The 14612-nt window shown below is 47.1% G+C and carries 14 protein-coding genes; 6 read left to right on the top strand and 8 right to left on the bottom strand.

The window, feature by feature from the left end:
- Positions 1-57 precede the first annotated feature (57 nt).
- Positions 58-588: a DUF3231 family protein gene (locus AC58QD_RS07960; RefSeq protein ID WP_497331814.1), complete on the bottom strand. Its 531-nt coding sequence runs from the start codon at positions 586-588 to the stop codon at positions 58-60.
- A gap of 86 nt (positions 589-674) precedes the next feature.
- Here AC58QD_RS07960 and AC58QD_RS07955 point away from each other — a divergent pair, with 86 nt between their 5' ends.
- The gene (locus AC58QD_RS07955; protein ID WP_497331812.1) at positions 675-1319 is read left to right on the top strand and encodes a pyridoxamine 5'-phosphate oxidase family protein; all 645 of its coding nucleotides are present in this window, start codon (positions 675-677) and stop codon (positions 1317-1319) included.
- A gap of 7 nt (positions 1320-1326) precedes the next feature.
- On the opposite strand, the gene AC58QD_RS07950 is transcribed toward AC58QD_RS07955, so the two are convergent.
- The 5 genes from AC58QD_RS07950 to AC58QD_RS07930 form a co-directional block, all read right to left on the bottom strand.
- Complete coding sequence (locus AC58QD_RS07950; RefSeq protein ID WP_497331810.1) at positions 1327-2166, bottom strand: aldo/keto reductase; 840 nt, start codon at positions 2164-2166, stop codon at positions 1327-1329.
- 265 nt (positions 2167-2431) lie between these two features.
- On the bottom strand, positions 2432-4051 hold the full coding sequence (locus AC58QD_RS07945; protein WP_497331808.1) for an extracellular solute-binding protein: 1620 nt from the start codon (positions 4049-4051) through the stop codon (positions 2432-2434).
- Positions 4052-4143: 92 nt separating this feature from the next.
- Complete coding sequence (locus AC58QD_RS07940) at positions 4144-5013, bottom strand: carbohydrate ABC transporter permease (protein ID WP_497331806.1); 870 nt, start codon at positions 5011-5013, stop codon at positions 4144-4146.
- Between the two features lie 62 nt (positions 5014-5075).
- Entirely contained in the window at positions 5076-6056 is a 981-nt protein-coding gene (locus AC58QD_RS07935) for an ABC transporter permease (RefSeq protein ID WP_497331804.1), read from the bottom strand.
- 272 nt (positions 6057-6328) lie between these two features.
- A complete protein-coding gene (locus AC58QD_RS07930; protein WP_497331802.1) occupies positions 6329-8671 on the bottom strand; it encodes a helix-turn-helix domain-containing protein in 2343 nt (780 codons plus the stop codon).
- 257 nt (positions 8672-8928) lie between these two features.
- Between AC58QD_RS07930 and AC58QD_RS07925 the strand changes: the two genes are divergently transcribed.
- The 5 genes from AC58QD_RS07925 (at position 8929) to AC58QD_RS07905 (ending at position 12720) form a co-directional block, all read left to right on the top strand.
- A complete protein-coding gene (locus tag AC58QD_RS07925) occupies positions 8929-9477 on the top strand; it encodes an SLOG family protein (protein WP_497331800.1) in 549 nt (182 codons plus the stop codon).
- A 32-nt stretch (positions 9478-9509) separates the two neighbouring features.
- Entirely contained in the window at positions 9510-10310 is an 801-nt protein-coding gene (locus tag AC58QD_RS07920) for a M55 family metallopeptidase (protein WP_497331798.1), read from the top strand.
- Between the two features lie 109 nt (positions 10311-10419).
- Positions 10420-10902, top strand: a complete 483-nt coding sequence (locus AC58QD_RS07915) for a CBO0543 family protein (protein WP_497331796.1) — start codon at positions 10420-10422, stop codon at positions 10900-10902.
- Between the two features lie 32 nt (positions 10903-10934).
- Positions 10935-12323 carry a class II fumarate hydratase gene (gene fumC / locus AC58QD_RS07910; RefSeq protein ID WP_497331794.1) on the top strand — a complete coding sequence of 463 codons (1389 nt, stop codon included), beginning with the start codon at positions 10935-10937 and terminating at the stop codon, positions 12321-12323.
- 196 nt (positions 12324-12519) lie between these two features.
- Positions 12520-12720: a sporulation protein Cse60 gene (locus tag AC58QD_RS07905; protein WP_497331792.1), complete on the top strand. Its 201-nt coding sequence runs from the start codon at positions 12520-12522 to the stop codon at positions 12718-12720.
- Positions 12721-12993: 273 nt separating this feature from the next.
- Here AC58QD_RS07905 and AC58QD_RS07900 read toward each other — a convergent pair whose 3' ends face one another.
- Both AC58QD_RS07900 and hprK read right to left on the bottom strand, forming a co-directional pair.
- Complete coding sequence (locus AC58QD_RS07900; protein ID WP_497331790.1) at positions 12994-13449, bottom strand: GreA/GreB family elongation factor; 456 nt, start codon at positions 13447-13449, stop codon at positions 12994-12996.
- A gap of 153 nt (positions 13450-13602) precedes the next feature.
- Positions 13603-14514, bottom strand: coding sequence for an HPr(Ser) kinase/phosphatase (gene hprK, locus AC58QD_RS07895; RefSeq protein WP_497332168.1), 912 nt, complete (start codon positions 14512-14514; stop codon positions 13603-13605).
- Positions 14515-14612: the final 98 nt, after the last annotated feature.

The following is a 14612-nucleotide window of genomic DNA, read 5'->3' as shown; positions in this document are numbered from 1 at the left end:
GGACCTTTTTTTGTTCGATCAGGCGTCTGGTCGGTTTTTGAATCATAAAATGGCAGGCTAGGTAGAGTGGTAATAAGGGGGAACAGTTAACCACCCTTTTCTAATCATCATATCCTTGAACGTTACGCCGAATGTTACTTTCATTGCCTGGTATTTGACGAACATCATAGATACATCAGGGCGTACTGATTCGGTAATCCCTCTGCAAGCGGCCATAATGCCCACTACGAGGTTATATGAAATAAGATTAGCGATCTCTTCGTCAGTAAGCTTAGCACCTTCGGGAATATCGCGATAATCTCCGACCGATTTCTGAGGTGTCGTTTTCGGCAACGGGATCCCTTCGTTTTGACAAAATTCTGTTAATTGTTGGATCATGGGTTTATGCACATTGTCTATAATATCTTCAATCTTCTCTTTGAGCTCCTCGTCCTGAACAATATTGAAAGAGATCTGGTCGGCTCGAAGCGTCTGCTCCACACCAGTTAAATAAAACCATAGATTCATGACTTCGCCGACATGGAGCGGCGGTTTCTCTCCATCAGCAAAAGGTTTTATCGTATCTAGTACCACTTCAAATATGTTCATAGATCATACCCCCAAATTCAATTTGGAATTATTGTATCCTACATGTAGAATTTATATGTACGATAGAAAGGAGGGGAGGACAGAGAATGGCCTATACATTTCAAGAGCAGATGACTTCAATCGAACAATTCAAGGAACTACGGGAGGAGCTTGGCTATCCGAGTAAGCTGGCGGCCAGTAAGGTGAGAACCGAGTTGGATGCCCACAGCAAAGAATTTATTAACAAGTCCCCCTTTGTAATGATAGCTACTGCAGACTCAGAAGGTCATTGTGATGTGTCGCCTCGCGGAGACGCCGCTGGTTTCGTTCATATTATTGATGACAAGCATTTATTCCTGCCAGAAAGACCGGGCAACAAAAGGATGGATTCTATACAGAACATCTTACAGAATGGCAGAATTGGTCTCCTGTTTGTTATCCCGGGTCTGGAAGAAACCTTTCGAGTAAACGGTAACGCATGCATTACACGAGACCCCGAGCTGCTGCAATTGACAGCTGTGAATGGCAAGCAGCCTATGATGGGCATTGGCGTTGAGATCCAGGAATGTTATGTGCACTGCGCCAAAGCATTCAAACGCTCAGGCTTATGGCAGGCTGAAAGCTGGCTCCCAAGGGAAACGCGCCCTTCTGTTGCTAAGATGCTGGTAGCGCATGTGAGCGATAATATGACTGTGACCGTGGATGAAGTAGCTGCGATGCTGCAGGAAAGTTATACGAAACGACTGTACTGAGTAAAACTTAAAAATCGAAATGATCTGGATCTGGACCAACCCGACGATGCTGATCAAGTGCAGAAATAGTTGCCATTTCTGCATCGCTTAGCGAAAAGTCAAAAATATTCGCATTGGACTGAATGCGGGTTGGTTGAATCGATTTTGGAATCGTTGCCCAGCCGCTCTGAAGCTGCCAACGCAGCACGATTTGGGCAACCGATTTTCCTTTGCGATCTGCGATGGCTTGGATTACCGGTTCTTGCAAAATCTCGCCCTGCATCAATGGTGCCCAGGCGACAGCTTGGATACTGTGTTGATCCAAAAATAATTTAAGTTCATTCTGAACGAGTCGTGGATGACGTTCCACTTGATTAATTGCCGGTTTCACAGCAGCTTGTTTAAGCAGATTTTCTAAGTGATGGATCTGGAAGTTACTAACTCCAATAGCCCCAACGCGTCCTTCCTGATATAAAAACTCCAGCGCCTTCCAGCTTTCTAGAAATTTATGTTCAACAGGCCAGTGTATAAGATATAAATCAAGATAGTCTAAACCAAGACTATTGAGGCCTTTCTCGTAAGCAGCTATTGTGCTCTCATAGCCTTGATCCGCGTTCCATAGTTTCGAGGTGATATACAAATCTTCGCGTTTAAGTCCGGAGCGTTTCAATCCACGCCGAATGCCTTCTCCAACGCCTTCTTCGTTCTGATAAATAGCAGCAGTATCAATATGACGGTAGCCAATGGCGATGGCTTCTTCAACGGCTTGAATAACGGTATCTCCGTCCTCGACCTGGAAGACTCCTAGACCTAGCCAAGGAAAAGGTTTACCGTGATTTAATTGAATTGTATCTTGCAAGTTTTTCATTTTTTATCCACTCCTATTACTTATATGATGAATGAGAAGCTGATTTTGTAATAGCTTGACTCAGTAGTGCTATTATATAACCATATAAACTGGATTGATAAGTACGTACTTTTAAGTGATATAAGCACTGAAAAGTACCCTTATCAGAATAATAAACAAAACGAGGTCAAGAGTAAGTTCGCACTGCGTGCGGAATCCGCTCGCATTACGAATATCAAACCCTTGACCTCGTTAAGTCATACTACTCTATTGTTCAGCAAGCTGCTTACTTCTTCACCTTGGAGAACCATTCATTGGCTTCCTTCTCCATTTGATCGCCGCCGCTGCTGCGCCATTTCTTCACGAACTCGTCGAACTCGGAAAGCGGTTTATCACCGGTGATGATGGACAAGTATGTCTGCTCCTGGAGCTTCGTTAATTCAGCTTGGTACTTGCCTTGTGCGGGAACGGCTGTGAGAAGCTGATTGCGAATTCCGCCCTTCTCGAAGCCTTGATCGGACGCCCATTTGACATTAACTTGGTTACGGATTGCTGAGAATTCTGGCAGCTCCAACGATTCGATTACGTTGTTAGCGCCCATCGCCTCCAGATCCTGAGTCGTTATTCCAGTCTTTAATAGAGGTACTTTCTTGTCTGTAAATGTCCACTCTTGGCCTTCGACCCCCAGCATAGCAGTAACGTAGTTTTCATAGGTGGAGGCGCTGATCTGATCAATCATTTGCAATATTTTGGCTAGCTTATCCGGTTGCTTCTCCAGCTGCTTGCCGAATGCAACAAAGTTGCCGTTGATCATACTGCCTTGAGGAGCTCCCATCTTGCCATTCGGCCCTTTTGGAGGCAAGCCATATACAAGTGCATCTGCTGCTGCGGCATTCACTTTCTTCAGCTCCACGTAGTCGTGCGAAGCGCTGTCCCCCTCGAATAAGAGCGGCTTCCAGTGGTAATACAACCCGAGGCTGCTTGTGCCAATCCGGCCGTTGATGAAGGCATGGGAGAGCGCCCAATATCCTCCGTTGTTCTCCCCAGTAATAAACTCAGGATCTATAACTCCGTCCTTATACCATTTGTTAAGCAGCTTCAAGGCATCCTTCATCTCCGGCTGAATGGCGCCGAATACGAGCTTGCCGTCTCGCGCGTTCCATCGGTCCGGCAAATATCCGAAAGCGCCATAGACGTTCGTTACGCCTGATTTCGAGATGCCGTACGTATCTTTTTTACCATTCTTGTCAGGATCTTCATTCGTCAGCTTGTAGAGAGCCGCTTCGAATTCTTCTAATGTCTCCGGCGATTTAGTGATGCCTACATTTTTCAGCCAATCCCCTCTCCAGACAACAGGGGCTCGATAGCGGTCGTACATGTTAAGCTGAGGAATTCCATAGATTTTGCCGTTAATCTTCGCATATTCGAAAGCATTCGGAAACTCTTTCTCCGTCTTGCTATACACGTTCGGTGCGTATTTCTTAAGCATATCTAGCGGGATCTCCGCCAGCAGGTCTTGATCGACGTATTTTTGCAGGACAGTGAAGCCTTTAGCCAGCATGCGGTCAGGAATCTCACCGGATGCGAATTTGAGGTTCATCATTTCGGCGTAATTGTTGGATTCAATGTTCCAGATGTCCAGCTCTGCGTTCAATTTCTCATTCCAGTATTTAACCATCTTGGCATCTTTCACGACAGGGGTGGATTGTCCCGAAACCCAAGAAATTTTGTATTTTTTATCCGCTTGAGGTGCATGGTCCGTTGTTTTAGTTCCAGTAGTTCCGCTACTACCGCTAGTCCCAGCCGCTTCTTTGCCATCCCCTGAGCTGCAGGCAGCCGTAAAAGCAGCTAAAAGGAGAGATGCCGCGGAAAGCACGGCCAGACGTTTGAATTTGGTTGTTTTCATTTTATAAGACCTCCCATGGTTTTAGTGCCTATCTATATGGTATCAACTAGCACCGACCCGGAATCGGGGCTTCGCTCAACCCTGAGGAATAATCAGCCCTTTAGGGAGCCGACTAGAACACCTTTGACAAAATACTTTTGCAAAAAAGGATAGAACATAATGATGGGCATGACCGTAACCATTATCGTAGCGGCCTTAATCATTTCCGGATTGGCAACGAGCGAACGATCATCGAAGTTGTTGACATCCATCATATCCTTCGTGCCCTGAAGTACTATTCGCCGCATGACGACCTGCAGCACCTGCTTGTGTGAGTCCGTCATATAGATTAAGCTGTCGAACCAGGCATTCCAATGCTGGACAGCCATCCATAACGTTAGGGTAGCAATGATGGGCATGGAGATCGGAACGATGATCGAGAACAGGATGCGAATATCGTTCGCCCCGTCGATTCGGGCTGACTCCTCCAAGCTCTCGGGGAGCGCCATGAAGAAGTTGCGGGCAATGATGAGCGAGAATGCGCTGATCAGTCCAGGCAGGACGAGAGCCCACATGCTGTTGATCAGTCCTAAGCTTTTGACCAGCAAGTAGCTCGGAATAAGACCTCCGCTGAAGAACATCGTGAACACGATAAAAGCAGTCCAGAACGTACGGTGCGGGAAATACCTTTTGGATAAAGCATAAGCGGCAAAGATCGTAAAGGTCAGCGACAAGGCTGTGCCGAGTACGGTTCGGATAACCGTGTTCATGAATCCGCTTAGTATGAATTCATTCGTTAATACTTTGTCGTAGTTCGCCCATGTGAACTTGGGTGGAATCAGATGAATTTGGGTTAATGGAACGTCTCCCGTGCTGAGCGATAAGGATAGTAAATAGATGAACGGGTAGATGGTAGTCAGACATAGCGTAATCATGAACAAAGCGTTGAAAATATCAAAGGCGTTAATCCGGTTCTCTCGCAATGCTATTCGTCCCCTTTCCTAACAGCCGCTATCCGTCATGAACAGCCATCAACTTTATAGGTTTACCATAAGCCGTATTCACTGAACTTCTTGGCTGTTGCGTTAGCGATTATGATTAATGTGAAGGCAATGATGTTCTTGAACAGGCCAATCGCAGTAGCGATGCTGTACTCCATATTGACGAGTCCCATTCGGTACGTGTAAGTGCTCATCACATCGCCGACCTCCATAACCGCCGTGTTGTATAAGTTAAATACCTGATCGAAATCATCGTTGATGAGCCGGCCGATCATGAAAATCATCATAATGGTAATGACCGGCGCCATGGCTGGCAAGGTTACATAACGAATCCGATGGAATCGATTCGCGCCGTCCACTGTTGCGGCCTCATGCAGCTCTGGATTGACTCCGGATATCGCCGCCAAATACACAATCGTTCCCCAACCGAGTTCCTTCCATATATCCGTCGCTACGAGAACGGAGCGGAACCAACCGGGATCCCCCAGGAAGTAGATAGGCTTAAGTCCGATCGTCTGCAGTACGATATTAATCGGCCCGATCGAAGGGGAAAGGAATTGCATCGCAAGCCCCCCTAGAACGACCCAGGACAGAAAATGGGGGAAATAGCTGATAGTCTGAACCGTCTTTTTGAATATTGTCACTCGAATTTCATTAAGCATAAGGGCGAATATTATCGGTGCAGGGAACCCGAATACCAGCTTATAGAAGCTGATGGTCACTGTGTTGCGAAACACTTGCCAGAAGCTGTCTAAGGCGAATATTTCGCGAAAATGGGCAAGACCGACCCAAGGGCTCCCTAGTATGCCCAAGCTGAATTTGTAATTCTTAAAGGCAATCAGTACGCCGTAGATCGGGACGTAGTGAAAGATGAAATAATAAAAGACAGCCGGGAGGAACAACAGGGTTAAATATTTGTACTTCCAATATCCATAGAACGAGCTGCGCGGTTTGCGAATGCCTGGATCAATTCCAGCTATTACTCTTTTATTTGTAAGCGCATTCGATTGTGAGGAACGATTCATGAGTATGGCTCTCCTTTCAAGTTTTGACCGCTCCATTAGATTTACTTGCTGACAGGTTGTCTCGTATGACTGCCCTGCAACGTCAACATAACGGATTAACTGGGAGGAGCTCAATAAGAAATAACGCAGATTATAGAACAGGTTCAAGATTTCACAGTTATTGGAGCAGAACAATGATCAGATTATAGAACTCCCTGTTGGATTGAGTTAAAAAGACGTGTGCAGGCTTCTGATCGGATCTGATCATACATGCCTGCACACGTCATGTGTGCTTATACGGAAGTATCTTTATTGCGCAAAGTGTAATTGAATTTATAAGTCTTAGGAGTGACCCCGTACATTTCTTTGAATTTCTTGATGAAATAGGCGGGGGTGTTAAAGCCGACCTTGTAGGCAATTTTCTCGACATTCAGATCCGTTGATTGGATAAGATTAGCCGCTGTCTCAATACGCCGCTTATTGACGTAGTCGACAAAGTTGATGCCGGTCTCCTCTTTGAACAATTGGCTTAGATAACGCGGATGCAAGTTCACGCTTTCTGCAACGACCTGCAGACTGAGATCGTTACCCAGATTGCCTTCCACGTACAGCTTGACCTTCTCGATCGTTTCACCGGATTTGTTATGGGTGCGCTCCTCGACAAAACGGAAGGTCTGGTCAGCAGCGAGAAGGAGCCACTCCTGAAATTCATGAATATTCGTAATACGTTGGAAATAATCCAATACTTCACCAGTCATCACTTCACTGGATTTGAGATGCATTTCTTTGATGTATTGATGATAGAGCCGGATCCATTGCCGCCATTTCTCATGTCCATCCTCTGTTGAGAATCGGCCTGTCTCCAACATGTGCACGAACTCGGACAAGACAGCCTTTAACATAGAGCGATCTCTTGATTTGAGGGCATCGGTGAACCTTTCAGCGAGCAGCTCCGGAATGTCAATTCGGCTGCGTCCTCGATCGCGGTATTCCGAATCCATATACATTCTGATGCTGGGCGTGAAGAAGCGGTAATTCAAGTAATCCTGTGCCTCCCGATAAGCCTGATGAAGCTGAAGCGGATCGTCTACCCATCCGCCAGAGGCGGCGATAGGATGCAGCAGGAATTGTTCCTCCGCATAATGGAACAGAAGCGTCATCATCCGATGAATGAGGTGTTCATCCTGCACCGGAGAGTGGACGATAGCCGCAATATCGGAGGCGGAGATCGAGATAGCCGTACACGATGCGCCCTCGATATCCAATTGCTCCAGCTCTCGAATAAGCGTATAGACGACTATTTGCCGATTAATCTCCTGCAATTCATTCATCTCCCGCTCATCAAGCCGTATGATCAGCACATTGTAATGAGGGAGGCTCCAGTCAAGCTGCAGGAACTTTAATCGCTCTGAGAGCTCGGACGCGTGCACGACTGTGCGATTCAGCAGGCCGAATACCAGATTATGCCGAATGACAGGCATATTCTCCGATACTGCGGCTTCAAGCCCGCTCATCTTAATCGATAAATTAGCCACAAAGCCGTCAATTTGCTTATATTCATTCTCGTGTTTGGCAGCGGTGGGAAAGGATGAGCCGAACAAATTGCCTACGGTCTGGAGCAGTGTTTTTAATGGGCTGTACATATTCGAGGTGAGGACATTGGATACGATGAGACCGACCACAATGGAAGCCAGACAAATAATGATCAACGTTCGCTGGATGGCTGCCGCCTTCTGATTGTACTCATCGATTGGTGTGGATTGAACAACCTTCCAACCCGATGAAGGAATCGTAGTATAAGAGACCAGCGAAGCAACACCGCCTACCGATTCGGAGAAGCTTCCCTTATCCGTGCCCACAGTTTGGATCTGTGTTAATAGTCGTCTGTTCTCCTCAGCGCCAATGGGACTCTCGAGCTTCTCGGAGGCGATGACATGTCCGGCATTGTCCGTAATCCACAGTTGACTCTGGTCGGATTGATCGGTTGAACGGATCATCTGATGGATCGCTTCCGCTTTCAGGTTGATTGCGATGAAGCCCTGCGCCTTCATCCCGGTGGAGTGATAAGGGTAGACCCCCACAAGGGAAGTAATGTCCTCCGCAAAGGCATTGGAATTGAGGCTGATGGGGACTTTGCGCGTTTCTAGCCACTGCATTCTCGCATCCGACTGATTCATACGTCCGATCCAGTCTGTGCTGACCGTAACTTTATCAGGCAGACTGTCCAACAGTGAGATGCCTTGCTTGGAGGAGAGAATCGCATTGCTGTTGCGGTAATAGACGGAGATGGAGTCTACCAGGTTCTGATGCAGGGAGTTGGTTATTCTCAAAGATTGCAAAATATCGTTCACTCTGGCATAGTTCCCCTGTAAGGGATTATCGAAAAAGTAAAGCACATCTGTATTAGTGGCCAAGTCGGCATAAATACGTTCGGTTTTCTCAAGGAGATTGCCCTGCAGCTGTTCACTGGTATGAACAAGCATACGCGCGTGGACCTTCTCTACTTCCTCATTCAAGCTTGAGGTGAAGAATAGATAGGAGGTAGTCCCGACCGCTACGGTAGTAACAATAAGCAGAGTGGCATAGGAGAGCAATAATTTGTAGTACACGCTTTTGAATTTTTTTAACAGCTTCACAACCGGGCCCCCTCCTAATTCCTTCTCTTCGTATATCCGTTATGTCTTAGCCGCTGTTCGGCCTCTAGTTTGTTTCTGGTTTGTTTTTTATTATAGAAGTGTTTTGGAAGCGTTGTCAATTGAGGATTTCTCGATACCGTTCAAAGTATGACTTTAACAGAAGGCAGGTCATGGTACAATAGAACAAGGCTGCAATAAGATGAATGTATGCTTGTGAAAGGTAGTTCATCGCCATAAATAAGAGGAGAGTAGAGACGTTGAAGAGAGTTTTAGTTACAGGCTATAGGGCAACGGAGCTAGGCATCTTTTCTCTGAAGCACGCCGGTATACCGATTATTAAAAAAGCTATTACCAAACGACTCACTGCCATGATTGACGAAGGGCTGGAATGGGTCGTAGTCAGCGGGCAATGGGGTGTGGAGATCTGGGCGGCCGAAGCGCTGCTCGAGCTCAAACATTCGTACCCTCACTTACAACTTGCCGTTATTACGCCTTTTTTGGAGCAGGAGGAGAAGTGGAGTGAGGACAAACGCGGCATCTACAACCATGTCATTCAACAGGCGGATTTCGTTAGCAGTGTGACAAAGCTCAAATATGATGGACCTTGGCAGTTCGTAGAGAAGGACAAATTCCTGATTCGAAACTCAGATGGGCTGTTGCTTGTGTATGACGAAGAGAATGAAGGTTCACCCAGATATATTAAGAAGCAAGCGCTGCAATGGGCGGAGAAGCAGCCCTACTCCATTATTACGATTAACGCTTATGATCTGCAGAGTATAGCGGACGACGAGCAGCAAATTTATTAGCAGTTACCTATATCCGGAGGAGAGGAATCGTTATGAAAATTTATGTCAGTGTCGATATGGAAGGAATTGGGGGGATCGCTCTTGCGGAGCACTTGAAGAGGGGGGATTTCTTTTACCAGGAAGGCCGCCATCTGCTGACTCAAGAAACGAATGCTGTTGTTGAAGCTTGTATCGAGGCAGGCGCAACGGAGATTATTGTCAAAGACGCACACGGAAGCGGATATAATTTCCTGCCCGAACTGCTGCACCCTGGTGCTGAGTATTGCATGGGAGGTTCACCAATTTCGGAACGTTTCCCCGGGCTCGATGCTTCATTCGATGGAGCATTTCTAATCGGGTATCACGGTATGGCCGGAACGATTCGCTCGATCAGAGATCATACCTTCTCTTCCGCAACCTATCAGCATGTAGAGTTGAATGGTGTCCCTGTCGGGGAAATCGCGTTAGACGGACATCTCATAGGCGAAAAGGGAGTGCCAATCCTGCTCGTCACAGGAGATGATTCTACTTGTCGAGAAGCTGCCGCTACTCTTGAAGGTGTGGTCGTCTATGAGACGAAGCGGGCTGTGGCGCGGCATGCTGCATTAATGAAAGCGCCTCAACGGGTTCGGAGCGAGATGAAGGAAGCTGTGAAGAAGGCAATCCAGGGGCTTGAGACGAATAAGCCTAAGCCCTATGTGATTCCAGGTCCTTATGAGCTTCTGGTTCGGTACATGTCGACAGATATTGCAGATTTCAAATTTTGTGACGGTGACAAGGCGGTTCGCGTGGACGGCTTGACAGTGGCGTATAGAGAAGATCAATTGACTAGAGTGCTTGCGAGGGGGCTTTAACTTTTAACGACTAAAAAGAGGAGCATTCCCATACCTGGATCTCGTTTATGTTCTATATCCAATGGAAATAATTAAGATTAAGATGTAGACGAGAAAGGATCTAACATAAATGTCCTTGGATTGGATCGTTCTAATAGCAGTTTGGGTTGTTAGCATACTCCTCCTAATTCTTTTTACTCCACGAGAGAAAATACGGGAAGCACAAGTAGTGTTCTTGTTTCAACAAGTGTTGACATGGTTATTAGGGTTGTTAATCGTTGAATATTCACTAATAGAATATCCGATTCGTTTATTCCCAATAGCCACCAAGAGCAGCTTCTCCTTTGAATATTTTATTTTCCCTGCCATTTCTGTACTATTTGTTTTAAGATTTCCCGAACATAAAGCCGTCTTACATAGAATCGGTTGGTATATCTTTTTTCCGACTTGGATGACGATATTGGAAGTAATCATTGAGCGATACACAAGTCTGATCGACTATATCAACTGGTCCTGGTATTGGACGTGGATTACCTTATTAATAACTTTTCATTTATCTCGTACATACTACCTGTGGTTTACTAAAAAAGGCTTACCTATAGTAAGAAAATGATGAGAATTCCATGCATTGGAGGTAGTTAAACAATGGGTGATCGAATAGAGCGAGATACAATGGGAGAGATCCGCGTCGAAGCGGACAAACAATGGGGAGCGCAGACGGAGCGCAGCCGCAATAACTTTCGTATTGGCACGGAACGTATGCCAATCGAGGTCATTCATGCGCTAGCGCTGCTGAAGAAGGCAGCAGCGGCTGCCAATCTCCAGCTGGGCAAGCTGGAGCGGGAGAAGGCGGAAGCGATCGCAGCCGCAGCCGATGAGGTTGTCGCCGGCAAGTGGGATGATCATTTCCCGCTTGTGGTGTGGCAGACCGGCAGCGGGACGCAGACGAATATGAACGTCAATGAGGTGATCGCGCGTCTGGCGAGTGCGAAGCTCGATGAGCAAGGCAGCGAAATTCGCATTCATCCGAATGATGATGTCAATCGTTCGCAGAGCTCGAACGATACTTTCCCGACGGCTATGCACGTAGCGGGTGTCATGGCCATCGAGAATCGGCTGATGCCGGCTCTGGCCGAGCTTCAGGAGACACTGAAGCAGAAGATGGAAGCATTCGCTGATATTGTGAAGATCGGGCGCACGCATCTGCAAGATGCCACTCCGCTCACGCTCGGCCAGGAAGTGAGCGGTTGGCATGCGATGCTGCTGAAGACCAGCGCGATGGTGAGGCATAGCGCCAGCTGCATGCTGGAGCTGGCCATTGGCGGTACTGCCGTGGGCACGGGCTTGAACGCCCATCCCCGCTTCGGGGAGCTGGCGGCGCAAGAGCTTGCCCGCGAGACAGGGCGGCCGTTCGTTGCGGCCGCGAACAAGTTCCACGCGCTGACGAGCCACGATGAAATCGTGTACACGCATGGCGCGTTGAAGGCACTGGCCGCCGATCTGATGAAGATAGCCAACGACGTGCGTTGGCTAGCGAGTGGGCCGCGATGCGGGATCGGCGAACTGGTTATCCCGGCGAATGAGCCGGGAAGCTCGATTATGCCGGGCAAGGTGAACCCGACACAGAGCGAGGCGATGACGATGGTCGTCTGCCAGGTGATGGGCAACGATGCGACCATTGGCTTCGCCGCCAGCCAGGGCAACTTCCAGTTGAACGTGTTTAAGCCGGTCATCATCAATGGGTTCCTGCAGTCGGTCAGACTACTTGCCGATGCGATGGAATCCTTCAACCGTCATTGTCTGGTCGGTCTGGAACCGAACCATGACGTCATTCGCCGGTATGTCGAAGAGTCGCTCATGCTGGTGACGGCACTCAACCCTCACATCGGCTATGAGAATGCAGCCTCCATTGCCAAGGCAGCGCATAACGAGAAGACTACCCTGCGGGAGGCAGCTATTAAGAGCGGGCTGCTCACGGCAGAGCAGTTCGATCAAATTGTACGGCCTGAAAATATGATTCATCCGCATGAGTAAGGGAACATATACGTACGGCCGAATGCCTGCTGCTATCCGAAGGCAGATACATTTCGGAGGAAGCATTGACACGTGATAGCTTCGATGATATGGTGGAGGGGCATAGGGCATTCTGCGAACAATCGCAGGATGTCTTCCTGTATTTAGGTGGTTTTTTTTACATTTAATGTTACTTGGAAGGAGGAGGAGGATGTCAATGATTCAAGTCAAGGAGTTTGTGGACACCGATACTTCTTTTGCAGAGAAGAATGCCAATGTTTTTCTTGCCAGCTTACAAGAGGAGCAGGTAATCAACATCTGTTATGGTTCCATTCGTAAATCAACCCCATCAGGGACAGACACACAACGAAGTGCGATACTGATTACGTATCGAACATCAATTAGTAAAGAAGGGTAGTATCTATGATTACTTACGAAAATTTCTTCAAGCTCATCTCCATTGCTTCTGTTGCTGTTATCGTGATTTTAGCGATCTGGTATACGGTGATGCAGTTTATTCCTTATTAACCGGAGGTTATATATGAAAGCACTAGGGCTCACTCAACGATTAATCGTAATAAATGGTAAATACAACGAACCTTAGCGATCAGGTCCACAATAAACAAGCTGCTTACATATTTACTTGTAGGCAGCTTGTTTGTTGATATATTGCAGAACTTTTTCCTAACCATTAATTGAATGCATGCAAATCTCCGTAAGCTTTATATGCAATATCCTCAATTCGAACGGTAACTTCTCCAGACGGAACCTTAAGCGGATACGTTTCATTCTTTCTTGCCATCAATAACTGATGACCAATTGGTGACAGGAAAGATATTTTGTTAAGGTTTGGGTCAACCTGGTGGGGGAATACTACCGCGAAGGAATCCGTATACCCATCATCCAGATAACATATTCGCATCTCACTGCCGATCAAGACAGCAGAGTTCAAGCTATCTTGGTTGAAATCAGCAAGTATTTTTTCTATCATTTTGGAGTAGCCTGCTATCATTTTATCGATTTTGCTGCGTTCCCGCGGGGAGACCGGATAATATTGATCCAGGAAATCTACTTTTTGTTCGTCGAAATATACAAGCTGCGCAAGAAGCTGCAAGCGCGATTCCTGCAACTGGGGACTATGGCTCATAGTAGATTTCACCTCCCTTACGAAGCCTTCCCACTGCGGCGTTCCACACAACGTTCCTCATATATAATTCCCTCCATAAAAAGAATAGCCCGCCAGGTTATGGGGGCCTTAGAGATAATACTATCAGACATTTCCTTTAATTCCAATGGGCTGCTAGTTAGTCGTCTCCAATCGTTTCATGAACTCATCTACCGCGCTGTAACCTTGCGTCTTCAAGTACCAGTTATTGGCTGCAGCCTCGACAAGACCGGCGACATCACGTCCGGGTTGAAGCTGGATCTCGATATGCGGAATGCGCACATCCATATACTCCGTGAACTTGGGTTCCAGCTCCAGGTCATTGTTCAGGGCATGCTCCTGCCATTTGGTTAGTTCAATGTCCAGGACGATGCGGGTTTCATCTTGAAAGGCGCGTCGGCCGTATAATCGGGACACATTGACTAAACCAATACTGCGGAGGGCAAGGAACTCCTTGTTCATTCCGTTATGGGTTCCTAATATCGTTTCCGGGCTTATTTTCTTCAAGACCACCATATCATCGGCCACTAACCGATGTCCCCGTCGAATGAGCGTATGCGCCGTTTCGCTTTTGCCTACTCCCGATTTGCCTCGCAATAGCACTCCGATTCCCGACACGTTCACACACACTCCATGTATGGCAATTTCCGGAGCCAACGCTTTAGCCAGAAAAGTATCAACCGAATCCATGAACTTGAAAGTAGGCTGTGATGTGCGGAGCAGTGGTATACCTTCCTCTTCGCAATGCTTGGTCAAATATTTCAAACCTTCAAGGTCACGAGTCACCACGAAGCAAGGCGGGTGATATTTCACGACATTACCAATCCGATCATTGCGTTCCTCATCAGTCAACTTATGCAAGTATGTGATTTCTTTGCGCCCTAACACTTGAACATGCGCATGCGAGAAAAAGTCGAAGTAACCAGCGAATTCGAGTCCAGGTCGGTGAGCTTTCGGTTTCTCAATGGTTCTATGCAATTGGTCGCTTCCTACAAGCACTTCAAGGGAGAAACGTTCCACTAAGTCATTAACCGTTGTTTTTTTGATCATTATGTTCCTCCTTCAACATTTCCAATCATTCTTTATATACGGTATATACGTTGGAAACCCTTTAATGATTTCAAATTTCGTCCAGGAAATAGTGA

The organism is Paenibacillus sp. J2R1T-4, from assembly GCF_059692235.1.
Note: the sequence above shows the minus strand (reverse complement) of the source record. Positions and strands in the feature narration are given on the sequence as shown.

What these genes read in the sequence shown, in the direction of transcription:
- AC58QD_RS07950 (WP_497331810.1), bottom strand. Translation starts at nt 2,166, where the DNA reads ATGAAAAACTTGCAAGATACAATTCAATTAAATCACGGTAAACCTTTT.
- AC58QD_RS07900 (WP_497331790.1), bottom strand. Translation starts at nt 13,449, where the DNA reads ATGAGCCATAGTCCCCAGTTGCAGGAATCGCGCTTGCAGCTTCTTGCG.
- AC58QD_RS07945 (WP_497331808.1), bottom strand. Translation starts at nt 4,051, where the DNA reads ATGAAAACAACCAAATTCAAACGTCTGGCCGTGCTTTCCGCGGCATCT.
- fumC (WP_497331794.1), top strand. Translation starts at nt 10,935, where the DNA reads ATGGGTGATCGAATAGAGCGAGATACAATGGGAGAGATCCGCGTCGAA.
- AC58QD_RS07955 (WP_497331812.1), top strand. Translation starts at nt 675, where the DNA reads ATGGCCTATACATTTCAAGAGCAGATGACTTCAATCGAACAATTCAAG.
- AC58QD_RS07920 (WP_497331798.1), top strand. Translation starts at nt 9,510, where the DNA reads ATGAAAATTTATGTCAGTGTCGATATGGAAGGAATTGGGGGGATCGCT.
- AC58QD_RS07960 (WP_497331814.1), bottom strand. Translation starts at nt 588, where the DNA reads ATGAACATATTTGAAGTGGTACTAGATACGATAAAACCTTTTGCTGAT.
- AC58QD_RS07935 (WP_497331804.1), bottom strand. Translation starts at nt 6,056, where the DNA reads ATGAATCGTTCCTCACAATCGAATGCGCTTACAAATAAAAGAGTAATA.
- AC58QD_RS07915 (WP_497331796.1), top strand. Translation starts at nt 10,420, where the DNA reads ATGTCCTTGGATTGGATCGTTCTAATAGCAGTTTGGGTTGTTAGCATA.
- AC58QD_RS07905 (WP_497331792.1), top strand. Translation starts at nt 12,520, where the DNA reads ATGATTCAAGTCAAGGAGTTTGTGGACACCGATACTTCTTTTGCAGAG.